The sequence below is a fragment of the Streptomyces sp. NPDC107471 genome, from assembly GCF_055582845.1.
This window is the reverse complement of sequence record NZ_JBVJPC010000015.1, coordinates 175,882-198,984: the sequence shown is the minus strand read 5'-3', so window position 1 is coordinate 198,984 and position 23,103 is coordinate 175,882. Positions and strand designations below refer to the sequence as shown.

20 protein-coding genes and 1 pseudogene are annotated in these 23,103 nt (G+C 71.1%); 11 read left to right on the top strand and 10 right to left on the bottom strand.

The annotated features are described in order from the left end of the window. Positions 1–38: 38 nt before the first annotated feature. The 4 genes from ACZ66S_RS37025 to ACZ66S_RS37010 all read left to right on the top strand — a co-directional run bounded on the left by ACZ66S_RS37025 (position 39) and on the right by ACZ66S_RS37010 (position 4,297). Positions 39–2,819 (top strand): helix-turn-helix transcriptional regulator, encoded by a 2,781-nt coding sequence (locus ACZ66S_RS37025; protein WP_469905966.1) that lies wholly within the window; start codon positions 39–41, stop codon positions 2,817–2,819. Between the two features lie 92 nt (positions 2,820–2,911). Next, positions 2,912–3,199 carry a hypothetical protein gene (locus ACZ66S_RS37020; protein WP_469905965.1) on the top strand — a complete coding sequence of 96 codons (288 nt, stop codon included), beginning with the start codon at positions 2,912–2,914 and terminating at the stop codon, positions 3,197–3,199. A gap of 112 nt (positions 3,200–3,311) precedes the next feature. Beyond that, entirely contained in the window at positions 3,312–3,983 is a 672-nt protein-coding gene (locus ACZ66S_RS37015; RefSeq protein WP_469905964.1) for a carbonic anhydrase, read from the top strand. Then, positions 3,980–4,297, top strand: a complete 318-nt coding sequence (locus ACZ66S_RS37010) for a sulfurtransferase TusA family protein (RefSeq protein WP_469905963.1) — start codon at positions 3,980–3,982, stop codon at positions 4,295–4,297. Before ACZ66S_RS37015 ends, ACZ66S_RS37010 begins: the two co-directional genes overlap by 4 nt. A gap of 39 nt (positions 4,298–4,336) precedes the next feature. On the opposite strand, the gene ACZ66S_RS37005 is transcribed toward ACZ66S_RS37010, so the two are convergent. The 5 genes from ACZ66S_RS37005 to ACZ66S_RS36985 form a co-directional block, all read right to left on the bottom strand. Continuing rightward, positions 4,337–5,254 carry a Gfo/Idh/MocA family protein gene (locus ACZ66S_RS37005; protein WP_469905962.1) on the bottom strand — a complete coding sequence of 306 codons (918 nt, stop codon included), beginning with the start codon at positions 5,252–5,254 and terminating at the stop codon, positions 4,337–4,339. A gap of 77 nt (positions 5,255–5,331) precedes the next feature. After that, on the bottom strand, positions 5,332–6,534 hold the full coding sequence (locus ACZ66S_RS37000) for an ROK family protein (protein ID WP_469905961.1): 1,203 nt from the start codon (positions 6,532–6,534) through the stop codon (positions 5,332–5,334). Between the two features lie 16 nt (positions 6,535–6,550). Further along, a complete protein-coding gene (locus ACZ66S_RS36995; RefSeq protein WP_469905960.1) occupies positions 6,551–7,417 on the bottom strand; it encodes a carbohydrate ABC transporter permease in 867 nt (288 codons plus the stop codon). Beyond that, positions 7,417–8,433, bottom strand: coding sequence for a carbohydrate ABC transporter permease (locus tag ACZ66S_RS36990; RefSeq protein ID WP_469905959.1), 1,017 nt, complete (start codon positions 8,431–8,433; stop codon positions 7,417–7,419). The genes ACZ66S_RS36995 and ACZ66S_RS36990 overlap by 1 nt, the downstream gene beginning before the upstream one ends. A gap of 31 nt (positions 8,434–8,464) precedes the next feature. Further along, a complete protein-coding gene (locus ACZ66S_RS36985) occupies positions 8,465–9,868 on the bottom strand; it encodes an ABC transporter substrate-binding protein (RefSeq protein WP_469905958.1) in 1,404 nt (467 codons plus the stop codon). Positions 9,869–9,993: 125 nt separating this feature from the next. On the opposite strand from ACZ66S_RS36985, the gene ACZ66S_RS36980 reads away from it, so the two are divergent. The 5 genes from ACZ66S_RS36980 (at position 9,994) to ACZ66S_RS36960 (ending at position 15,395) form a co-directional block, all read left to right on the top strand. After that, entirely contained in the window at positions 9,994–11,040 is a 1,047-nt protein-coding gene (locus tag ACZ66S_RS36980) for a zinc-dependent alcohol dehydrogenase (RefSeq protein ID WP_469905957.1), read from the top strand. Between the two features lie 19 nt (positions 11,041–11,059). After that, on the top strand, positions 11,060–11,860 hold the full coding sequence (locus ACZ66S_RS36975; protein WP_469905956.1) for a sugar phosphate isomerase/epimerase family protein: 801 nt from the start codon (positions 11,060–11,062) through the stop codon (positions 11,858–11,860). Continuing rightward, entirely contained in the window at positions 11,857–13,212 is a 1,356-nt protein-coding gene (locus ACZ66S_RS36970; protein WP_469905955.1) for an MGH1-like glycoside hydrolase domain-containing protein, read from the top strand. The genes ACZ66S_RS36975 and ACZ66S_RS36970 overlap by 4 nt, the downstream gene beginning before the upstream one ends. After that, positions 13,209–15,119 (top strand): amylo-alpha-1,6-glucosidase, encoded by a 1,911-nt coding sequence (locus tag ACZ66S_RS36965; RefSeq protein ID WP_469905954.1) that lies wholly within the window; start codon positions 13,209–13,211, stop codon positions 15,117–15,119. Before ACZ66S_RS36970 ends, ACZ66S_RS36965 begins: the two co-directional genes overlap by 4 nt. A 66-nt stretch (positions 15,120–15,185) precedes the next feature. Beyond that, positions 15,186–15,395 carry a hypothetical protein gene (locus ACZ66S_RS36960; protein WP_469905953.1) on the top strand — a complete coding sequence of 70 codons (210 nt, stop codon included), beginning with the start codon at positions 15,186–15,188 and terminating at the stop codon, positions 15,393–15,395. Here the strand turns inward: ACZ66S_RS36960 and ACZ66S_RS36955 are convergent. Continuing rightward, positions 15,385–16,374 carry an MBL fold metallo-hydrolase gene (locus ACZ66S_RS36955; RefSeq protein WP_469905952.1) on the bottom strand — a complete coding sequence of 330 codons (990 nt, stop codon included), beginning with the start codon at positions 16,372–16,374 and terminating at the stop codon, positions 15,385–15,387. The genes ACZ66S_RS36960 and ACZ66S_RS36955 overlap by 11 nt on opposite strands. Before the next feature lie 304 nt (positions 16,375–16,678). Then, entirely contained in the window at positions 16,679–17,095 is a 417-nt protein-coding gene (locus ACZ66S_RS36950; RefSeq protein WP_469905951.1) for a hypothetical protein, read from the bottom strand. Between the two features lie 518 nt (positions 17,096–17,613). Here ACZ66S_RS36950 and ACZ66S_RS36945 point away from each other — a divergent pair. Further along, positions 17,614–17,910, top strand: a pseudogene (locus tag ACZ66S_RS36945) (hypothetical protein); the annotation flags it as partial. Positions 17,911–18,000: 90 nt separating this feature from the next. Here ACZ66S_RS36945 and ACZ66S_RS36940 read toward each other — a convergent pair. Next, positions 18,001–18,678: a hemerythrin domain-containing protein gene (locus tag ACZ66S_RS36940; RefSeq protein ID WP_469905950.1), complete on the bottom strand. Its 678-nt coding sequence runs from the start codon at positions 18,676–18,678 to the stop codon at positions 18,001–18,003. Between the two features lie 131 nt (positions 18,679–18,809). Continuing rightward, positions 18,810–20,273, bottom strand: coding sequence for a DHA2 family efflux MFS transporter permease subunit (locus ACZ66S_RS36935; RefSeq protein WP_469905949.1), 1,464 nt, complete (start codon positions 20,271–20,273; stop codon positions 18,810–18,812). A 102-nt stretch (positions 20,274–20,375) separates the two neighbouring features. Here ACZ66S_RS36935 and ACZ66S_RS36930 point away from each other — a divergent pair, with 102 nt between their 5' ends. After that, the gene (locus ACZ66S_RS36930) at positions 20,376–20,984 is read left to right on the top strand and encodes a TetR/AcrR family transcriptional regulator (protein ID WP_469905948.1); all 609 of its coding nucleotides are present in this window, start codon (positions 20,376–20,378) and stop codon (positions 20,982–20,984) included. A gap of 150 nt (positions 20,985–21,134) precedes the next feature. Here ACZ66S_RS36930 and ACZ66S_RS36925 read toward each other — a convergent pair whose 3' ends face one another. After that, entirely contained in the window at positions 21,135–23,030 is a 1,896-nt protein-coding gene (locus ACZ66S_RS36925; RefSeq protein ID WP_469905947.1) for a CASTOR/POLLUX-related putative ion channel, read from the bottom strand. Between the last annotated feature and the right edge of the window lie 73 nt (positions 23,031–23,103).

The following is a 23,103-nucleotide window of genomic DNA, read 5'->3' as shown; positions in this document are numbered from 1 at the left end:
CGCTGTCCCCTCCGGATTCCGCCGAGGAGCTGAGTCGCATGATCGCCAGCCCGCTTCCTGATCTGGTCGGTCGGCAGCGTGAGTGCGCGGCGCTGGACGGTCTGCTGACCGGCCTGCGGGACGGCGGTTCCCGTGTCCTGGTGATCCGTGGCGAGGCGGGCATCGGCAAGTCGGTGCTGCTGGAGTACGTGGCCGCGCGGGCGTCCCGGGCGAAGGTGACCCGGGCGTACGGCGTCGAGGCCGACATGGAGCTGCCCTACGCGAGCCTGCACCAGGTGTGCGCGCCGTTCCTGGACGGCGTGGAGGAGCTGCCACAGCCGCAACGGGACGCCCTGCGCGTGGCGTTCGGGACTGCGGTCGGCGATCCGCCCGACCGCTTCCTGGTCGGCCTCGCCGTGCTGACCCTGCTCACCCGCGCCTCGGAGACCCGGCCGGTGCTCGTGCTGGTCGACGATGCCCAGTGGCTGGACCAAGTGTCCTTGCACACACTGGAGTTCGTGGCCCGGCGGCTGCTCGCGGAACCGGTCGCCATGGCGTTCACCGTCCGCGATCCCGAGGGCCGGTCGGCGCTCGCGGGTCTGCCGACGCTCCAGGTCAAGGGACTTGACCCCGCCGCGGCCGGAGAGCTCCTGGAAAGCGCTGTCGGGGGACGCTTGGAGGAACGCGTCCGGGACCGGTTCGTGGCCGAGATGCACGGCAACCCGCTGGCGCTCCTGGAGTTCTCCCGCGGCCGCAGCGCCGCCGAACTGGCCTACGGGGTGGACGCGTCGGCTTCCCCCGGCGTCCAGGGGCCGGTGGCCGGCCGTGTCGAACGGGACTTCGCCGAGCGGCTCGGTGCGCTTCCGGCGGCTACCCGTATCCTGCTCCTGATCGCGGCGGCGGAACCGGTCGGCGACGTACGCCTGTTGATCCGCGCGGCCGCTTCCCTCGCCATCACTCCGGACACCGCGCCGGCCAAGGCCGCGGGCCTGATCGAGTTCGGTGAGCCCGTGCGATTCCGGCACCCGCTGGTCCGTTCGGCTGTCTACCACGGTGCCGAGCCGGAGGACCGGCGCGCGGTGCACCGGGCCCTGGCCGAGGCCACGGACCCCCTCCTGGACCCCGACCGGCGTGCCTGGCACGCCGCGCAGGCGGCGGACGGGCCGGACGAGGAGGTCGCCGCAGGACTGGAACAGGCCGCCGATCGCGCCCGGCAGCGCGGCGGCATCGCGGCCGAAGCCGTCCTGCTGGAACGCGCGGTGGAGGTGACGCCCGCCCCCTGGCCACGGGGGCGCCGGGCTCTCGCGGCGGCGGAGGCGCACTTCTCGGCCGCCGCTCCGGAACGGGCCACGGAACTGGCCGCGGTCGCCGACCTCTATCCCCTCAGTGCCCTGGACCGGGCCCGTCTGGCCCGGCTGCGGGCGAGGATCCTGTTCGCCCGCAGCCGCAGCGACGAGGCGGCACCGCTGCTCCTCGACGCGGCCGCGCAGTTCACCTTGGCCGGATCGCCGCTGGCCCGGGAGACGTACCTGGAGGCGATCAGCGCGACCATCTTCGCCGGCCGGGTGCACGGCCCGACGGGTGCCCGCGCCGCCGCCGTCGCGGCCCGGGCGTCCGGGGCGCCCTCCTCGGGCTCCAAGGCCGCGGACGCCCTCCTGGACGGTGTGGCGGCACTGCTCGCGGACGGTTGCGAGACGGGCGTCCCGGCCCTGCGCGACGCGCTCGACCTGCTCGAACACGAGGAGCTGCGCACCCGCGAGGCGACCGTACGATGGCTGCTGCTGGCCCCGGTCGCGCTGGAGGCGTTCATCCACTACGCCTGGGACCTGCACGCCTGGGACGCGCTGTCGAGCCGCGCGGTGCGTGTGGCCCGCGACATCGGGGCGCTCGGCACACTGCCGCCGGCCCTGATCTACGCGGGCGGGGTGCACATCCACTACGGCGGCTTCGCCGAGGCGGCCCGGATGATCGACGAGGCCGACGCGATCGCCACGGCCACCGGGCACGCCCCGCACAAGTACGCCACGCTCGTGCTGTCCGCCTGGCGGGGCGAGGCGGACGTCGTCGCCGGCATCATCACGGAGGCCAAGGAGCGGGCCGTGCAACGGGGCGAGGTGTCCTTGCTCGGCGCCATGGGCTACATCCAGGGTGTGCTCTTCAACGGGCTGGCCCGCTACGAGGAGGCGATGGAGGCCGCACGCACCGGTGTCGACCACGACGGCTTCAACTTCACCGGTCTGTCGCTGGTCGAACATGTCGAGGCCGCGACGCGCTGCGGTGAACTCGACCAGGCCCGCGCCTCGTTGGCCCGGCTGACCGAACTCACCCGCGCCGCCGACTCCGGTTGGGCGCGGGGTGCGAGCGCCCGCAGCCAGGCCCTTCTCACCGAGGGTGACGCGGCCGATCGCCTCTACCGCACGGCCATCGACGAATTCGGCCGCGGCGGGGTCGTCGTGGAGGTGGCACGCACCCACCTGCTCTACGGCGAGTGGCTGCGGCGCGGTCAGCGCCGGGCGCAGGCGCGCGAACACCTCCGCACGGCCCACGACATGTTCGACGCGATGCCGGCGCGCGCCTTCGCCGAACGGGCCCGCCGCGAGCTCATCGCCACCGGCGAGCAGGTGACCGCACGGGACACCAAGCCGACAGGGGCTCTGACCCCTCAGGAGTCGCAGGTCGCCACCCTCGCGGCCGACGGCATGACGAACGCGCGGATCGGCGCGGAGCTGTTCATCAGCCCGCACACCGTGGAATGGCACCTGCGGAAGGTCTACACGAAGCTCGGCATCAGCTCACGCCGTGCGCTGCCACGCGTCCTGGGCAGCGCACGGGCACGCTGAGGCCCGACGGACGGTGGCCGACAAGGGTGCGGTCATGGTCAACCCGCCTTCCGCGACCGCCACTTGTGCGACCCGCGTGAGATCATCCGTCCATGAGCAGCGACCTGGAAGTGAGTGCGCTCGCGATCAACGTCACGATCCCGCCGGCGCTGCGCTGGACGGACACGCGACGCGGTGAGGAGTTCCAACTGACCACACTCAACATCCGGCTTCTCCCGGACGGCCACCTGGCCGTGAAAGCCTATGGCCGACCCGTCGCCGGTGGTCGGGGCGCATACGTTGCGTTCCCGGTCCCCGACGAACCGGAGCTGGCGGCTCTGGTTGCCGACGGGGCCGGCCGCGCCGCAACACTGTGGGCCGCCCATCGCGGCCTCGGCTAGGCGGCCTGGGCGCCTCCACGAGTCCTCGCTCATTCCATGTGCCGACGGTCCGCGGCCGTCCTGCGCACCCCCGATGCCGCCGCTCGGCGGCTTCGCACGTAACCTGCGGGCCATGAGTGAGACCACCGCGATGACCCCGGCCACCCCGCGCGAAGCCTTCGACCTGCTCGTTGCCGGCAACCGACGCTTTGCCGCGGCCATCCCCGAGCACCCCAACCAGGACGCCGTGCGGCGCGCCGGGACGGCGTCCGCCCAGCATCCGCACGCCGTACTGCTCGGCTGCTCCGACTCCCGGCTGGCCGCCGAGATCATCTTCGACCAGGGCCTCGGGGACCTGTTCGTGGTGCGCACCGCCGGGCACGCCGTGGGAGCCGAGGTGCTCGGCAGCATCGAGTACGGGGTGAGCGTGCTGGGCTGCCCGCTCGTCGTGGTCCTCGGCCACGACGCCTGCGGTGCCGTCGCGGCCACCCGCACCGCCGTGCAGGACGGCACGCCCGCTCCCGGTTACCTGCGGGACGTCATCGAGCGGGTCACTCCCAGCGTGCTGGCCGCGCAGGCCGCCGGGGTGCGCGAGGAGGACGAGTTCATCGCCACGCACGTCCGGCACACCGTCGACCTCCTCATGGACCGCTCCCAGGAGCTGGCCGACCAGGTGGCCGCGGGCCGCACAGCGGTCGTCGGCCTGACCTACCGCCTGGCCGAGGGCACGGTACGTACGGTCACCGCCCGCGGCCTGGACCTGCCGTTCGACGCGCCCACCGGGCCCGCCCTCGACAACCGATGACACGCACACCCCCGCCGACCGGGCCCGACCTGACGGTCGACGGGACGGGCCTGCTCTGTGTCACCCTGCTGCTCCGCCTGCGCCGGCAGATCGACGGCGCGCCGCCGGGCACGGTCGTCCACGTCGTCGCCACCGACCCGGCGGCACCGCTCGACCTGCCCGCCTGGTGCCACCTGACCGGCCACACCTACGTCGGCCCCGTCCCGGGGGCACGGCCGGTGTACGCCCTGGAGCTCGTCGCCGGCGCCGTCGGCACCCGCTCGGACGCGCCGTGGCATCCGCTCGAACCGTCGGAGCGGTCCGGCACCCGGTGACACGTTCCGGCTCCGCCGGACACCCGCCGAGCCGGACCGCTACGTCGGCCGGACGAGGTTCGTGTGCGGGCGCGCGGCCTGCTCGATGAGTCGTTGCAGGTACAGTCCGCGCGCCGCGTCGAGTGAGCCGGAGCGGCCGGTGCGTACCGCTGTGGCGAACGCGCGGCGCAGGACGGGCCAGCACTCCTCGTGGTCGATGTCTGCGGTGTCGTAGGCCAGGGGCTGTTGTCCTCCGTAGAGTTCGACGCGGGTGACGGCGCGCGGTACCGCGACCGCACCGGAGAGGGACGCCTGGCTGACCGCGCCGTTCTCGTGCTCACAGGTGAGTTCGATCCAGCGGCGCGAGTCGCCGGTGCTGCGCACGGTCGTGATGGGGCCGACGGCGGCGTCGAGGAGGTCCAGCAGGTGCGGGCCCAGATCGAGCAGGGCCCCGTGCTCCAGGCGCCAGCCGGTGGCGAACTCCCCGCCCAGGAAGGCGCCGTGCAGGTAGCAGGAGCGCGCACCTGTGACAGGGAAGGTGCGAGCGGCCTGGAGGAAGGCATCGGTGGCCGGGTGGAACCGCTTGGTCAGCACCAGTTGGGAGACGACCCCTGCCTCCTGTACGGCGTCGGCGACACGTTCGGCGGCGGTCAGGTCGGGGCCCAGGGGCTTCTCCAGGAGCAGGGCCTTGCCCGCGCGGGCGGCTCGCGGGGCGAGTTCGGCCTGGACGGCCGGCGGCACGGCGAAGGCGACGGCCTCGCAGCGGTCGAGGAGGTCGTCGAAGGAGGCGGCGACGCGCGCGCGGTAGGGGGCCGCGGTCTCCTGTGCGGCCTCGGGGCGCCGGGCCCACACGGCGGCGAGGCGGGTCTCGGGTCCGGCGGCGAGCATGCGGGCGTGCATGGCACGGGCCCAGGGCCCGGCGCCCACGAGGCCGACCTCGACGGGCTTGTGCGTCCAGGTAGTGGCAAGGGTGGTCACGAGGTGTCCTGTCTCAGGTCCGCGGGCGGGCGGCCTGGTGGTGCTCGGAGGGTGCTGAGAGGGGTGCCCGGTGGCATTCACGGGGCGAGGGCGGCCAGGCGGGAGTCGGCGCGGGCGGGGGAGTAGAGGATCTCCACGACCATGGCGGCCGCGCCGATGACGCCCGCGTGGTCGCCCAGGCGTGAGGTGACGACCTGGAGGTTGGCGGTCGCCCGGGGGAAGGCCCGCTGGTAGAGCAGCTCGCGGACGCCGGTCATGAAGGGTGCCCCGGAGAGCTCTCCGGCGATCATGAGGACTCCGGGATTGAGCAGGCTGACGACGGTAACGAGGACTTCCCCGGCTCGACGGCCCGCCTCGCGGGCGAGCCGGATGGCGTCCGGTTGGCCTTCGGCGAGCAGTCGTTTGACGTCGGAGGCCGAGGCCGCGTCGATGCCCAGGTCCGACAGGTGTCCGGCGATCGCACGGCCGCTGGCCACGGCGGCCAGACAACCGTGCGAACCGCACATGCAGAGCGCGTCGGGCCGGTCGTGCAGGCGGATGTGGCCGATGTCGCCCGCTCCGCCGTCTATGCCGCGGTACACCTGGTCCCCGACGACGACGCCCGCGCCGATGCCGGTGGACACCTTGACGAGGACGAACGCCGTGCAGTCCCGGTGGTTGGCCTGGTGCTCGGCGAGCGCCATGAGGTTGGCGTCGTTGTCGACGAACACGGGGACCGGGCCGCTCTCCATGCTGGGGCCGACGTGCTCGGCGTACGCCTTCTGCAGCCGCTCCCGGATGAGGTACTGATCCCAGCCGGGCATGATCGGCGGTTGTACGACGCGGCCGGTCGCCCACTCGACGGGGCCGGGGACGGAGACGCCGATGCCGCAGATGTGCTCGGCGTCCACCCCGGCCGCGGTGATCAGCTCGGGGAACCAGCCGGCCAGCCGGTCCAGCACGTCGTCCGGACCGTCAGTGATGAGCATCGGCCGTGTCTGCTCGGCGAGAATCGTTCCGGCGAGGTCGAGGACGGCGGCCCGGGCATGGCGGGTCTCCAGGTCCACGGCGATGACGGCGGCGTGGGACGGGTCGAAAACGATCTTCTGGGAGGGCCGGCCGCCGGTGGAGGAGCCGGTGGTGTGCTTGAGCCACCCCGCGCGGTTCAGGACGTCCAGACGCTGACCGATGGTCGACCGCGACAGCTTGGTGACCTGCAGAAGATCGGCGCGGGTGTTGGCGCGTCCGCTGCGGATGAGCTGAAGCACCTCCCCCGCACTGACCTGATTCGCTGGCAGCATCTGGTCCCCCGTGTTCTCAGCTCTTGTCGGCACCACTGGTCAAACCTTCGGTGAGCAGGCGTTCGGCCGCGAAGAACAGGAGTACCACGGGAATCGTCAGCACCACGGAACCGGCCATCAGCACGGTCTTGGGCACCTCGACACCGTTGGACAACTGGGCGAGGCCCAGGGAGACGGTCCACTTGTCGGGGTCCGCGGCCAGGAAGAGCAGCGCGAAGAGGAACTCGTTCCAGGCGATCATGAAGACGTACAGGCCGGTGGCCATGAGGGAGGGCAGGGCCAGCGGCAGGATCACCTTGCGCACCGTCTGCAGGCGGCTGCAGCCGTCGAGCGCCGCCGCCTCCTCGATGGAGTAGGGGATGGTGACGAGGTAGTTCTTCAGCATGTAGATCGACACCGGCACGGTCTGGGCGACGTAGACGATGGCGAGTCCGACCAGGCTGGAGGAGAGGTGCAGCTTGGCGAAGATGACGAACAGCGGGACGGCCAGCAGGGTGGCCGGGAACAGGTAGACGGCCAGGAAGAGCGCGCTGACCTGGCGGTGGCCGAAGAACTTCAGCCGGCTGATCGCGTAGGCGCCGGGCACCGCGGCCAGCAGGGTCAGGGCGACCGTGCCGAGCGACACCAGCGCGGAGTTGATCAGGAACTTCACGAAGCCCTGGCCGCCGTCGTCGGTGGAGCGCAGCACGTCGCGGTAGGTGGTCAGGGTGAAGTCCTTCGCCGACAACCACAGCGAGCCCGGGTCGAGCAGCAGGGCGTCGATGGGCTTCAGCGACAGCAGCAGCATGTAGTAGAAGGGCAGCAGGGTGATCACCGCGAGGAAGGCGATGACGACCCAGCGCAGTACGCCGAAGAGGCGGTCCTCGAACTGAGCGCGGGTCATCACGACTCCTCCTGAACCTTGTTGGCGAAGAACTTGAAGTAGAAGCCCAGAAGGATCATGAGCGAGACGGCGAGGACCAGGGCCTGTGCGGCGGCCGCTCCCACGTCGTAGCGGGCGGTGAGGAAGTCGTAGACGCGTACGGCCGCGACGTCGGTGCCGGCTCCGCCGCCGGTGAGCAGGTAGACGTCGTCGAACTTGTTGAAGGTCATGATGAAGCGCAGCACGCACAACAGGGCGATCACAGGCATGAGCTGCGGCAGCAGGATGTGGCGGAAGCGCTGGGTGGGGGTGGCGCCGTCGACCAGCGCGGCCTCCTCCAGCCCGTCGGGGACGGCCTGCAGGCGCGCCAGGATGAACAGGAACGCGAAGGGGAAGTAGCGCCAGCACTCGAAGGCGATGACGGTCAGCAGTGCCAGCGGAATGTCGAAGTGCACGCCCAGCAGGTGGACTTCGTACTGGCGGGTGGACAGGAAGGCGATCGGGTCGTCCCAGCCGAACAGGCGCCGGCCCCAGTCGTTGACCACGCCGTACTGCGGGCTGAGGGCGACCTCCCAGACGAAGGCGACGGCGACGACGGGTGCGACGTAGGGCAGCAGCATCGCCGCGCGCAGCAGTCCGCGGCCCTTGAACGGCTTGCGCAGGGCGAGCGCGGCGATCAGCCCGAGGAGGACCGAGCCGAGGGTGGAGCCGACGGTGTAGATCAGGGTGGTGGTCAGGCTCTGCCAGAAGCCGGCCGAGTCGAAGACCTGGCTGAAGTTCTCCAGGGTCCAGTTGCCGAACAGGCCCATGCCCTGGATGTCGACCAGTTTGGCGTGCTGGAAGGCGAGCAGCACGGTCCAGGCGATGGGCAGGATCACCACCACGAGGACCACCACGAAGGTGGGGGAGACGAACGCCAGGCCCGCGCGGTTGGCGCGGCGGCTCGCGGTCATCGGGCGGCGGCGCTCGGCGGGCCGGTCCGTGGACCTGGTGCTGGTGTCCCGGCGCTGCGGTGCGCCGGCTGGTGCTGTAGTCATGAAGGGACCTTTGTGACGTGCATGCGGGCGGCTACTGGAGGGACTTCTGCAGGGCGGCGACGTCGTCGTCGGCTTCGTGGGCCGCCTCGGAGGGGGAGATCTGGCCGCTGGTCATCGCGCCGATGGCCTTCGGGACGGGCAGTTCGCCGTTGGTGGCGCCGACGAGGGCGCCCTCGCCCTGGGTGATGCCCCAGCGCCGCATGTGGCTGACGCCGGCGGCGAGCTGGTTGAGCAGGCCGGGCGGGTAGACCTGGTCGAAGGGCTTCTTGGTGTCGACGCCGATCGTGCTGTGCCGCCAGGTGTCGAGGTAGCGGTCGGGCTGGGCCGCGGTGCCGTTGCGGACGGGGATCTTGCCCTCGGGTGCCATGCCGAACCAGGACTCGTAGCCCGTGCCCATCATGTACTCGATGAACGCGCGCGAGGCCGCGGTCTCGGCGGTCTTCGTGGTCACCCATGAGGTGATCTCGCCGAACTGCGCCGGTTCGGCGGCGTCGGGGCCCTTCATCGCGGTGACGATGCCGCTGTTGTGCGACAGGTACTGCGGGTCCTTCTTGCACTGCGGGCAGCTCGGCAGGGCGTCCTTGCGCAGCCCGGCGAGTTCGTCCAGCAGGAACGAGGACCAGATGATCATCGAGGACTGGCCGGCGAAGTAGGTGGCGCGGGTGGAGTCGACGGTCTGGGTGCCCGGTGCGCCGTAGGTGCGCGCGAGCTCGTCGTAGGTGGAGAACGCGGTGCGGCACCGGGGGGAGTCCAGGGCGACCGTGTGCTGGTCGTCGACGAGCTGGCAGTCGTCGGCCAGGGCAAGGCTCTCGAAGCTCTGCGAGGTGAAGACGTCGCTGGGGTCGGTGGCCGCGGACATTCCGTAGCGGCCCTTGGTGGTGAGCGCCTTGGCGGCGGCGGTCGCCCTGGCGTAGGTGTCCGGGGCGGGCAGGCCCTTCTCGCCGAGCTGGTCCTTGCGGTAGACCAGCAGTTGGAGCCAGGCGTCGGAGGGCACGCCGAGGCTGGTGGCGCCGTCGGAGGTCAGCTCCAGGGCGTTCGCGTTGAAGGTCTTGCGTCCCAGTTCACCGATGATGCGGTGCGGGATGTCGGTGTTGAGCAGGCCGTTGCTGTACATCTGCCAGACCTGGCCCATCGGGGCGGCGCCGATGACGTCGGGCAGCGTGCCCGAGGCGGCGGCCGACATGATCAGTTGGGGCATCTGGCCCTCGTCGACGCCGACGAGATGGACCTTGATGCCGGTCTTCTTCTCGAACCCCTTGATGATCTTCTCGGTGACCGCGACGCGGTCGGGAAGGTTCTCCTGGGACCAGACGGTGATCTCCCGGTCGGGCTTTCCCGGTCCCGTGCTGCTGGAGCAACTGGTGAGCAGCCCGAGTGTCAGGGCTGCGGTGATGCCCACCGCGATCGCGCTGGATCGCCGGCTCTTGGTGCGCATTGCGTGTCCTCGTTCCGACTTACGTCTACTGCGCAGGCATCTCAGCATCACTTTTGCTTGTTGACAAGACATAAGTTGCGGTTATTGTCGACGCAACCGCACCAGCAACCCTTCCGGAGCCATCCGTGGAACGCGTCGTCCAATTCACCGGCCCTCGCCAGGTCGAGGTAACCGAGCAGGTCAGAGCCGATCTACCAGCCGGTCACCTGAGAGTCCGCACCCGCTACTCGGGCATCTCGGCCGGTACCGAACTCACGGCCTACCGCGGCACGAATCCTTACCTGACGCGCACCTGGGACCCCGAGGCACGCCTCTTCCGCGACGGCGCGGCGGGCATCCAGTACCCGGTCGCAGGCTGGGGCTACTCCGAGGTCGGCGAGGTCGTCGAGGTCGCCCCCGACCTCGACGGCACCCCCGGCCTGCCCGAGCCCGGCGACCTGGTCTGGGGCATCTGGGGCCACCGCAGCGAGGGCATCGTCCCGGCCGAGCGCATGATCGGCCACACGCTTCCCGCCGGACTCGAACCGCTGGCCGGCGCGTTCGCCCGCGTCGGCGCCATCGCCTACAACGCCGTCCTGGCGGGCGACATCCACGTCGGCGAGGACGTCGCCGTCTTCGGCCAGGGCGTCATCGGACTGCTCACCACCCGCCTCGCCCAGCTCAACGGCGCCCGCGTCACCGCCGTGGACGCCCTCGACGGCCGCCTGGAGACCGCCAGGCAGCACGGCGCCCAGCACACCCTCAACGCCCGCACCGATCCCGTCGCCGAACGCATCCGCGAGGCCACCGCGGGCCTCGGCGCCGATCTCGCCATCGAGATCAGCGGTGCCTATCCGGCGCTGCACGAGGCCCTGCGCTCGGTCGCCGTCGGCGGCCGTGTGGTGGCCTCCGGCTTCTACCAGGGCGACGGCGTCGGACTGCGACTGGGCGACGAGTTCCACCACAACCGCGTCCAACTGATCTGCTCCCAGATCGGCGGCGTCCCCCCGCACCTGGCCCACCGCTGGACCGTCGAGCGCCTCCAGCAGACCTTCCTGCGCCTGGTCGCCGAGGGCCGGATCGACGTCGCCTCCCTCGTCAGCCACGTCGTACCCGCTGACTCCGCCGCCGACGCCTACGTCCTGCTGGACGAGCGCCCCGCCGAGGCGCTCCAGGTCGTACTGGAATTCTGAAAGTCTCGAAAGGCCCCTCATGCTCAAGACCGCAGCGCAGGAACAACTCCTGCCCGGAGACACCCTGCAAGCCAAATGGGACTTCGCCCAGCAGGCCGGCTACGACGGCATCGAACTGCGCGGCAAGGGCGACCTCCACTTCGCCTCCCGCCTGGACGAACTGCGCCAGGCCCGCAAGGACGGCGTGGTCATGCCCACCGTCTGCGTCGACATGCTGCACTTCTTCGCGGCCTTCGACGCCGGACAGCGCCGCGACGCCCTCGACCAGATGAAGTCCCAGCTCACCGTCATCGCCGAGATCGGCGGACTCGGCGCCCAGACCCCCGCCTCGTACGGCATGTTCTCGCGCCGGCTGCCGCCCTTCGAACCGCCCCGCAGCGACGACGAGGACCGCGAGATCCTCCTCGAAGGCCTCACCGAACTGGGCGAGCACGCCCGCGCGCAGGGCGTCACCCTCTTCCTCGAGCCGCTCAACCGGTACGAGGACCACATGGTCAACCGGCTGGAACAGGCCGCGGACCTCATCCGCGCCACCGGCCTGGACTCGGTGCGCATCGGCATCGACAGCTACCACATGAACATCGAGGAGGCCGACCCCGCGGCCGCGATCCTCGCCCATGCCGACGTCATCGGCCACGCCCAGGTCTCCGACTCCAACCGCTTCCAGCCCGGCGCCGGCCACCTCGACTGGCCCGCCTGGCTCGGCGCACTGCACACCATCGGCTACGACGGCTACCTCGCCCTCGAATGCCGCCTGACCGGCGACCCCGTCGAAGCCGTCCGCTCGGTCCCCGCCTTCCTCAAGAGGTCCGGCGCGTGACGACCCTCCTGAACCGGCCCGCGCCCACCGCCTCCGCAGCCCTGACACTGCGGAGCGGTGCGGCGCGGGTCCTCTTCGACAACTGGACCGGCACCTCCACCGTGCCCTCCCGCACCCTCTACCCGCACCAGTGGAGCTGGGACTCCGCCTTCATCGCCATCGGGCTGCGCCACCTCTCGGTCCGCCGGGCCCAGCAGGAACTGGAATCCCTGCTCGCCGGACAGTGGGCCGACGGACGCATCCCGCACATCGTGTTCAACTCGGCCGTGCCCCACGACGCGTACTTCCCCAGCCCCGACTTCTGGCAGTCCTCCCGGGCAGGCCTCGCGGCCGGCGCACCGGCGGGCCAGGAAACCTCGGGCATCGTCCAGCCCCCCGTGCACGCGCTCGCCGCCTGGCTCGTGCATCAGGCGGACCCCGAGGAGTCGAGGCGCCGGGGCTTCCTGGCCCGCGTCCAGCCCCGGCTCGCCGCCTGGCACGACTACCTCCTGACGCGTCGCGACCTCGGCGGCGCGGGACTGGCCGCCGTCGTCCACCCCTGGGAACCGGGCATGGACAACAGCCCCTGCTGGGACGCGGCCCTCCGACGAGTCGCCCCCGCCCCGCCCGACACCTTCCAGCGCGCCGACCTGGACCACGGCCACCCCGCCGAGCGACCGACCGACCTGGACTACGGCCGCTACGTCCGCCTCGCCGCCGACTACCGGGACGCGGGCTACGACGACACCTGCGCACCCCGCGCCTTCGCCGTGGAGGACCCCACCTTCAACGCGTTGCTCGTCGTCAGCGAACTCGCGCTGGCCGCCCTGACCGAAGAACTGGGCGGGAGAAGCGCACCGCACACGACACGCGCCGCGGAGCTGACCCACCGGATGGTGACCCGGCTGTGGGACGAGGACGCCGGCCTGTTCCGCGTGCGCGACCTCCACGACGACGCACTGGTGGACGAACGCAGTGTCACCGGCCTGATCCCGCTCATCGTGCCCGACCTGCCGGACCACGTGGTCGCCGGCCTGCGCCGCACCCTCGACGGACCGCACTTCAAGGCGCCGGGAACCCGGTTGGTCCCCAGTTACGACCTGCTGGCCCCCGCCTTCGACCCCACCCGCTACTGGCGCGGCCCGGCCTGGTTCAACACGGCGTGGCTGATCCACCGCGGACTGCGGACCCACGGCCTCCACCAGGACGCCCACCGCTTGAAGCGGGAGTACCTCACGCGGGCCGGCACGTCCGGTTTCGCCGAGTACCTCGACCCCGTGACGGGAGCGGCCCGCGGCGCGAGCCACTTCTCCTGGACGGCCGCGCTCGCCCTCGATCTGCTCAACCACGCCCCCGAGGAGCCCACATCATGACCTCGGCCGACACCCGCATCCAGCTCGTGCGCGACGCGACGTTCGTCCGGCTGCGCACCGACGGCGGCATCACCGGCACCCACGGCACCGCCCCCGACGGGCTCTTCCTGCACGACGGCCGCCACCTCAGCCGCTGGCAGCTCACCGTGGACTCCACCAGCCCCGTACCCCTCGTGCCCGCCACAGTCCAGGCGGACGACACGGCCACCAGCGTCCTGACGCCCGAGGGCACCCGCGACCACCCGCCCGCCTACACCGTCTTCCGACGCCAGACCGTCAGCGCCGGCACCCTGACCGAACACCTGCGTCTGCTCAGCAACCGGCCCGACCCGGTCACAGCCCGCATCGACCTCACGGTCGACGCCGACTTCGCCGACCTGTTCGAACTGCGCGCCGACAACCGTCACTACGCCAAGGCCGACAGCCGCCACGAGGTCCGTCCCACCAGCGACGGCCTGGAGTTCGACTACCGGCGCGCCGACTGGCACGCCCGCACGGCCCTCGCCTGCGACCCGGCCCCCCACGCGGTCGCCCCGGCCGAGGACGCCCCGCGCTCCACCCTGCGCACCCTGACCTGGCACTTGGAACTCGACGGCCACGGCGAGACGGACCTGCACCTCACCGTCCGCGCCCACCCGCCCGGCCTGCCGGAGGGCCCCGCAACCGTGCCGCAGCCGCGACGGCAGCCGTCCACGGCGACCGACGACCTCGGCCGCGCCTGCGAGCGCGGCCTCGCCGACCTGGACCTGCTGACCATCCCCGTCACCGGCGTCGACGGCGAGCAGGTGCATGTTCCGGCCGCGGGAATCCCGTGGTTCCTCACCCTCTTCGGCCGTGACTCCCTGCTGACCTCGTACTTCCTGCTTCCCTACCGGCCCGACACAGCCGCCGCCACGCTCAGCGCGCTCGCCGCGGTCCAGGGGGAGCGCCACGACGCCTTCAGCGGTGAGCAGCCCGGACGCATCGTCCACGAAACCCGCCACGGCGAGCTCGCCCACTTCCGGCAGATCCCCTACGGCCGCTACTACGGCTCCGTCGACTCCACCCCGCTCTTCCTCATCCTGCTGCACGCCCACCACGAAGCGACCGGCGACCGCTCCCCGGCAGTCCGCCTGGAGCAGCACGCCCGGCGCGCCGTCGACTGGATGCTCACCGACGGCGGCCTCGACCGGCACGGCTACCTCGTCTACCAGCCCGATCCCGACGGACTGATCAACCAGAACTGGAAGGACTCCGACGGAGCCGTCTGCTTCACCGACGGCACCCAGGCCAAGGGCCCCATCGCCGTCTCGGAGGCCCAGGGATACGCCTACGACGCACTCGTGCGCACGGCGGATCTGGCCCGTGACGTCTGGCAGGACGCCCCGTACGCACAGCGCCTGCGCCAGGCAGCCGACCGACTGCGAGCCCGTTTCCTCGCGGACTTCTGGATGCCCCGGGCCGACTTCCCGGCCCTCGCCCTGGACGGGGACGGCCGCCAGGTCGACGTCCTCGCATCGGACGCCGGGCACCTGCTGTGGTCGGGCATCCTCCCCGAGGACCACGCCCGGCGGACGGGCAGACGCCTCATGGAACCGGACTTCTTCTCCGGCTGGGCGATCCGCACCCTGGCCGCCGGACAGCGGCCCTACCACCCGCTGTCGTACCACCGCGGCAGCGCCTGGCCCCACGACAACGCCATCATCGCGCTGGGCCTCGCCCGGTACGGACTGCACGCGGAAGTCGAGGCCGTCACCGAGGGCCTCGTCGCCGCGGCGACCCTCCACGGTCATCGTCTGCCCGAGGTGATCGCCGGCTACGCCCGATCCGCGACCGGCGGCCCCGTGCCCTACCCGCACGCCTGCACCCCACAGGCATGGGCGGCCGCCACACCGTTGGCTCTGCGCACGGCACTCGGGAAGAGCTGACGACCCGGCCGTTCCGGCTCAGTTCCTCGTCCCTGTCACACGGCCTGCGGCTACGCCGCGTTCCGCATGGCCAACCGCAACGGCCGCATCGGGAACGGTTACGAGACCAGCGCCAAGGGGGGCACCGGCACCGGACCGGGACACATCCGTCTCGCCGCGCGCGCCGAGTTCCCCAACTCCCGCGACGTCACCGTGGAGAGCTGCCGTGCGGGTGTGTCCGCCGAGAACCAGACAGACCCGCCGGCGCCCTGCTGGCCGATGACGGTCACAGGGTGATGACGTCCAGGTCCGAGGGGGCGGTGATCGATCCCCGATAGCCGACCGTATCGGCTGCTGCCCGCGTCTTCGCCGCGAACACGGTGGGAGCCTGGGGAGCCGGCGTGTAGTGGCACAGGACAAGACGCTGCGCACCGGCGGCCTTCGCCACACCGGGCAGGTCCGACACGTCGGAGTGGGCCTGGAGCATGTGAGTGCGCAGTTCCTCCGCTTGTGCCTGCGGCAGCGACGCAGTGATCTTGTCGATGAGTGAGCTGTCCATGGCCTCGTGCACGAGGACGTCGCTGTTGCGCGCGAGGCGTATCAGGTTGGCGTCGGGCGCGGCGGTGTCGCCGGAGAACACAACGACCTTGCCGCTTGCCTTGACGGTGAAACGGTAGGCGTACGCGTCCTTCACCTCGGGGCCGTGGAAGACGCGGGTGGCGTCCACGATGACGTTGTCGTCCTCCATGACCCGGACGATCGCCGAGGAGCCCGGTACCTTCACGTCGTGCGCACGCAGGGTGGGGTACTCGGCTAAGCCACCGGCGGCTTCGTAAAGCCGTACGTCCTGATCGAACATGGTCCGGAGCCCGGTGACCTTCTGCTTGGTGCCAGGCGGTCCCCACAGGGCGAGGTGGCTCAGCGCGCTGCGCGCGTAGGTCCATCCGTGCAGGACCAGGTCGGGAAGGCCGGAAGTGTGGTCCACGTGCTGGTGGGTGAGGAACAGGTGCCTGACATTCGCGAAGCCCAGGCCCGACGCCACCAGTTGCCGGGCCGTGTCGAGTCCGCAGTCCACGAGGTAGACGCTGCCGCCGGCCACCAGGGCCAGGGCGGGCTTGGCGTGTCCGGCGTTGATCACGGGCCCGCCGTCGACGCCCAGCATGACGAGTCGGTCGGCACCGGAGTAGGCGGTGGCCGCCGTGTCCGCGGCGGCGGGCGCCGCGGACCACACGCCAGACGCCGTCAAGCCGCCGGCCACCGCCAGTCCGGTCTGCACGATGCGGCGCCTGACACCGTCGGTGTGTCGGGTCCGGTCTTCGCGCCTTCGGGTGAGCGTGCGGACGAGGCGGGCTGGAGGGAGGGGTCAGTGCACATGTCGGCTCTTTCGGAGGGAGTCTGCAACGGGCGCGGAAGGAGACAGGAACTCGTGAGTGGCTGCGGCTGCGAAGGCGGCCATGACGGGCAGCCCTCACGTTCGGACGCGAGAAGCGACGGAGCGGAACAGGTGGCTGTGGTGTCGTCGGACACGGGGTAGTCGTGGGCAGATGTGGGAATGGCTTGCCGGTGCGGCCGTCGCTGCTTCAGCGGGCGGAGGCTTCCGGCGGCGCGATCAAGGTCGGACCCTCGGCAGGCAGGACGTGGCCGGCCTCGCTGTCGCGTCGTCGCATTCTGCGTTGAAATGCCAGAAGACCGAGAAAGCCCGCGAGGAAACCGCTGATCAGACCGGAGACAGCGTGATGGGCCGCGTTGGCTGTGGGGCCGGACGGCATGCCGACGACGATGTAGTTGGCCAGGGCGCTCATCACGGCACCGATGACACCACCGATCAGGCCACTGGTCAGGGCAGCGGATGCCGCCCTCGGGCGATGCCCGGCATCGAGGTGTGTGAGGCAGGCGCAGCAGGACGTGGGTTCGGAGCCGGGCGGCTCTACGGCGGCGGCAGGCGTTTCGTCGGACGGGATCATCGTTGATTCCTTGGGGTGCGGGTGCTTCTCCATGTCGAGTCACCGTCGCTGTCGCGGTGGTGGAGGCCGGCCGGGGCGGCCTGGTAAACGCACGCCGAACTGGGGATCTTCGGCAGCGCCGGGTGCTTGCGGGCCATGAGGCTGATGTCAAAGTCCCCGCGGATGAAGGGTGTTGACGTCGCGGCGTTGGGTGGCGGCGTGCTGAGGAACTATCGCGGCGGCAGAGGGTGGTGCCGCACGCGTGATCTCGGCCTTCGGCGGCGTGTTATGTCAGGGAGCCTGACATAGCTTCTCGTGTCTCGACAAGATGTGTGCCGGACGAATTCGTCCCCGGAGGCCGGGGCCCACCTGCCTGCACGCGTTGCCGGGGACACCGCAACCGGCTGAAGTCGAACCGGTCGCTTGTCACCCGGTACGAAGCTCGCCCTGCACCATGAGGCCACCTTCCACGTCGTCACGATCAGCGAACGGCCATGACCCGGCGGGAACGTCACTCCGTCATGCCATGCTGCCCCCTGCTGACCAAGACATCCGGCAGGCATGGGGCAACGATGCGGGCTACTTTCTGCCGCGCGGAGGCGGAAAACGGCGAAGGCTATGAGGACCCCTCCGAAGACTGCCTTTTTGAACTGATCGGCGGGTTGAACGACGCCGACAACACCTTCATCGTGGTCCAACCTGACGAAGATGATCCCCCGTGGTTCGCCTCCGTGGCGGTGCTGGAAGAAGGCGGCTTCGAGATCGTCCGTCGTGACACCAGCCACCGGGAGCACACCGTGCGTACGACCCACGACATCGGCAGGATCGCAAGCGACCTCACCCTCTGGCCGGCCACCCGCACCACCCCGAACGCCCAGTGCGGGACTTGTGAAACACGGCCCAGGACATCTCTCGTCGGACGACGCCCCACCCGCCCCCGGCCTGATCGGCGGACCGTGTCAGGGGCGGCGTCCTGCGAGCGCAGCGCGGAAGCGGGCGTATCGGGGCGCGCCGATGTACCGCCACGCCAGGCCCACGGGGCCGGGCATGTTCTTCCGCAGCCAGGCCTCGCCGCCGTCGGGTTGGGCGGCCAGGATGGCGCCGAGCATGTTCCAGCCCTGGCCCTGGGGTGTCGCCCTGCGGCCGTGCTTGCTGAACCACTTCTCCTCGGGCTGGGTCATCACGTGCTCCATGACCGGCACGATGTGGGCCTCCTCGTCAGGGAAGTGCGCGGCGAGTGCGGCGCACACACCCGCGAGCGCGGCCTTGACCGGCTCGGCCTCGGCCGCCCCGGCCGAGGCCCGCCAGGCCGGCACCGCCCGGTCGAAGGCCTCAAGGTGCACGAGCATCTCGGAGTGCTGCACCTTCATCCGCTCCACGTGCAGGAAGCACGCGGGCGCCCGTGTGTCGATCATGTCCCACAGGCGGGAGTCCTCACCCTCGTGGTGCGCGTGCAGCGCGGTGGAGATCAAGTGCAGTTGCACGGCGACGACTTCGGCATGGGCCGTGTCACCTTCCCGCACACCTTCGACGAGCTCGGTCGCCTCGTCGAAGGATTGCAGCAGCATGCGGTGGATCTCCGTCATCGCGCTCGCGTCGCAGGTCTTCGGGCCGTCGAGCGGCGGGGTAGAGGTCATGAGCAGTCCGTTTCCAGGTGCGGTGAGCGCCATGCACTCGCTTTTGATCAAGCAGATGAGAGGGGGGAACTGCGTCGACGGGGACACCCTGCCGGTGCTGTTGCCGCTCGGAGCAGATACGTCTTCTTGCGTCAGGCGCCGGGGCGTACCGCGGCGGCCTCGACCGGCGCGCGTGCCGGGCCGGGTCGCGTGACGGCCAGGGCGAGAGCCGCGGCGGCGAGGGCGACGACGGCGGCGATCCGCAGGGCGAAGGTCAGTCCGTCCAACAGGGCGACGGGGTAAGGCTGGTGACGGGCGAGGCGGTCGTCGAGCCGGTCGAAGGCGAAGGTGCTCAGTGCGGCGAGACCGATCGCGCCGCCGATCTGCAGCGTGGTGTTGACCAGACCGGACGCCAGGCCCGACTCGCCCTCGCCGCCCAGATCCTGGGTGGCCGCCGACAGCGCGGCCACGGCGGCCAGGCCCATGCCGGCGCCCCAGACGATGCTTGGGGCAATGAAGTAGGCGCCCACCGAGGAGTCCACTTCGAGCTGCGCGAACCAGACGAGACTCCCGCTGAGCAGCAGGGCGCCGACCGTCAGCAGCGGCCGTGGGCCGGTCCGCGGGAGCAACTGCGAGCACACGGCACTGGCGAGCATGATGGCGACGGCCAGGGGGAGGTAGACCAGGCCTGCCTCACGTGCGCTGTCGCCGTGGACCTGCTGCAGGTAGAGGGTCAGCAGGAAGAAGGTGGCCAGCATGACCACGCCGAGGAGCAGGTTGACGGCGTTGCCGACGGCGAGGTTGCGCAGGCGGAAGACGGTCAGCGGTACCAGCGGCTGCTGCACGCGTCGTTCGAGGAGGACGAACGCGGCCAGCAGTACGGCGCTGCTGAAGAACCCGGTCAGGACGATCGGTGCGCTCCAGCCGTCGTCCTCGCTGCGTACGACGGCCAGGACGAGGGTCACCAGGGCGAGGGTGATCAGTGTGGCGCCGGGCAGGTCGAGGCGGGTGGTGCCGCTCGCGGCCGTGCGGGGGACGCGGAGCAGGACGCCGGGCAGCACCAGGGCTCCGACGAACAGGTTGATGTAGAAGATCCACGGCCAGCCGGGGCCGTCGGTGAGGAAGCCTCCCAGGAGTACTCCGGCCGCTCCGGCGACCCCGGCGATCGCTCCCCACACGCCCAGGGCGACGGCCCGGCGGCCGCCGGTGAAGGCGCGGGTGACCAGTGACAGTCCGGCGGGCGAGAGCAGGGCGCCCCCGACACCCTGGACCGCGCGGGCGGCGAGCAGCATGCCCGGGGACGTCGCCAGGCCGCAGGCCAGGGAGGCGAGGCAGAACAGGAGCAGGCCGGCCAGGAACACCGTCCGGCCCGCGACGACGTCCGTGAGTCGGCCGCCCAGGAGCAGCAGGCCGCCGAACGCCAGCACATAGGCGTTGATGACCCACTGCAGGTCGGAGCCGGCGAAGCCGAGGTCCTTCTCGATCGCGGGCAGCGCTACGTTCACGACGGTGCCGTCGAGCACCACCATGAACTGTGCCGCCCCGACGATCAGCAGGACCAGCCAGCCGGCACGGGCCGGGGCCTGCCGGTCGGGTGCGAGGGACGGGGAAGCCATGGATCCTCCACGAACCGAATAGGCTCTCCAGCAGGTGCTGGATAACGGTGTCCGGCAGACTACCCATCAATCACTTGATGGACAACCGAGGGAAGAGTGATCATGCAGGGCGAGCGCAGGCAGCAGCGAGGTGGAAGCGCCGGTGACCAGCGGCGTCTGCAGATCGTGGCGGCGGCCGAGGAACTGATCGCGCAGAAGGGCTTCGAGGGCTTTCGGGTGCGGGAGGTCGCCGACGTCGTCGGCATCAACATCGCCACCCTGCACTACCACTTCCCGTCCAAGGAGGCGCTCGTCGCAGCCGTCGTGGACAGGATCGTCGGACACCTCGACCAGGTGCCGTCCCTGCGGGAGAGCGCCGACCTCGACCCGGGTACGCACCTGTCGCGGCACATGGGCGTCGTACTGGACCAGTTCAACGCCAACCGGCAGCAGTTCGTGGTCCTCAACGAGCTCAACACCCGCGCGGTGCGCGACGAGACGGTGCGCGAGACGCTGGAGGCCAGCGACATCGCGTGGCGGAACTACCTCGTGGAGATCCTGCGCGCCGGCCGGGACGGCGGCCACTTCCGTGCCGACCTCGACCCCGAAGCGGCCGCGACCCTCGTCATCGGCTTCCTCAGGAGCCTGCTCTTCCATCCCGCGGCGAGCGCCGGCACCGCGCGCCGCGCTGTGGACGAACTGCTGCGCTGCTTCACGCCCGCGACCCCCTGACGGCGGCCCCTCGTCAAGGAGGGCAGGCGGCCGTCGGTGCAGGCACGTGAGCAGCGCGCCGAGGAGGCTTCGCGCGCGGCGGGCTGGGTGCGGTGCAGGACGCATTTGCCGCGGCCGGACAACCCCTGCGCCCCCAGCCGCAGCAGCCCGTCAGTTCTTGCCGATCACGACCACCGCGTCCCGGACCGACCAGCGGCGCCGCTCGGCCTTGGGCGGGTTGATCCGCACGCCGTAGCCGGGACACGTGGACGAGTCATCGTGACTCCGGTAACCGATGGCGCATTCCCCACGCCGACGCGCCGCGGCCACGACCGTGGCGAAGGAGGCCTCGCGTCCCGGCAGCACGTAGTCGGTGGCGGGACGCATGCGCACCCCGGTGCCGTCGGCGGAGAACAGTTCCTCGAACACCGCTGCGAGATGGCGGTTCTGGGAGATCTGCGCCATGAGCAGGCCGATGAGCTTGCCGCTGATGATGACGTCGGCTCCGGGGCTGATGGGGGCCAGCGCCCGGTTGCGGTCGTCGATCAGTTCGGTGACCACCGGCAGTCCGCGCCCGGAGGCTTCCTCCAGTTGGCGCAGGAGCAACAGGGTGACGAGCGTGCGGTTGTCGGGGTCGTCCTGCGGCTGTCCGGGAGCGGGGTCCTGGCCGACCACGATCACGCTGTCGTAGGAGTGCACGTCGAAACGCTTCAGGGTCTCGGGGCGGGTGATGTCCCCGTGGTGCACTGTCAGGGTCAGGTCGGCATTGTGCGTGTCCGCCTCGCCCGCCTGCTCGAGTGCCACTTCACGACCGTCCGTCACGACGTCGACGGCTGATCCCGGGCGGGCGCGGCGGCGTAACTGGTCGACCATGAGCGGTGCCCGGCGATTCCAGCCGAGCAGGAGAACGCGCTCCGGCCGCGGGGGCGTCGCAGGGCCGGATGCCATCGCCGCCTTCTCGACCAATTTCTCGCAGTCGTCCGACCAGGCCGTGTCGTCGTCACGAGTGATGACGATGAGTACGCCGTCGGAGGAGACGGGCGTCTGCGGCGGCGGGTTGAGGAGGGGGGTGCCGTCTCGCATCATCCCGACGACGCTCGACGTCGGGTAGGACAGCAGCGCGTCGCCGAACGGCCGGCCTGCCAGGGCCGGTTCGGAGATCAGGTAGAACTCGTCCCCGGCGAAGTCCAGCAGTTCCTGGTGGACGAGGGAGAGTCCGGGCCGGCGGGTGGCCTGCACGATCAGCCGGGCCGTGACGGTGTCGCTCTCCAGGACGATGCCCCCCGGTCCGGCGGCGAGACAGGCGGCCAGACGGTAGCGGTCGTCCCGGACGGCGGCGACGACAGGCGGACGAGTCGCCTCCCCGGCCAGGGCTGCCCGGAGCGCCAGCAGCGTCTTGACCACCTCGGCGTCGGCGTCCGGCTCGTCCTGGGGCAGGACCAGCACGACACCGGCCGTGGCCGGGCTGGTCAGGCTGAGCACGGCAGGGTCGGTGGTGGGACCGCTGCGGCAGATCAGCCGCGTACCGCCGGACGGGCCGGTCTTCGTGCACAGGGCCTCCTCCATGGCCGTCTTGTCCCGCTCGGCCAGAACGGCCACCGCCGCGCGTCGCTGGTTGGCGTTGGCGGCCACCAGCTCGCTCACCACGGTGAACACCTGCTCCGACCACCCCAGGACCACGGCGTGCCCGTGTTCGAGCACGGTGGAACGGCCCCGTCGCAACTCGGTGAGCCGCTCCGTGAGCGCCGTCGTGATCAGGCCGACGAGCGTCGAGACGTACAGCAGGGCGACCAGTGCGAGCAGCACCGACATGGTCACGCGCAACGGCGCCCCCGTGGCACCGCCCAGCCGCAGTGTCTCCCCGGTGAGGCGCCACACCTCCGCGAGCCGGTCCGCCAGCGGCACCGGGGCGTCGGGGTCGGTCCACACCAGCACCGCGCTGGCCGGGACGACGATGGCCAGACACAACAACGCCATCCAGCCGACGAGAGCGGGAGCACCGCGGGCCAGCGTCCTGTCGAACCAGTAACGGGCTCTGTCACCGAACCAAGTGGGCCGCTGCGCCACCCTTCCCCCTCCACCGACCCGCACTCCCGGGAGGTCTGCGCGGCACGCCGCCTGGCCGCGCGACCGTGGGTTC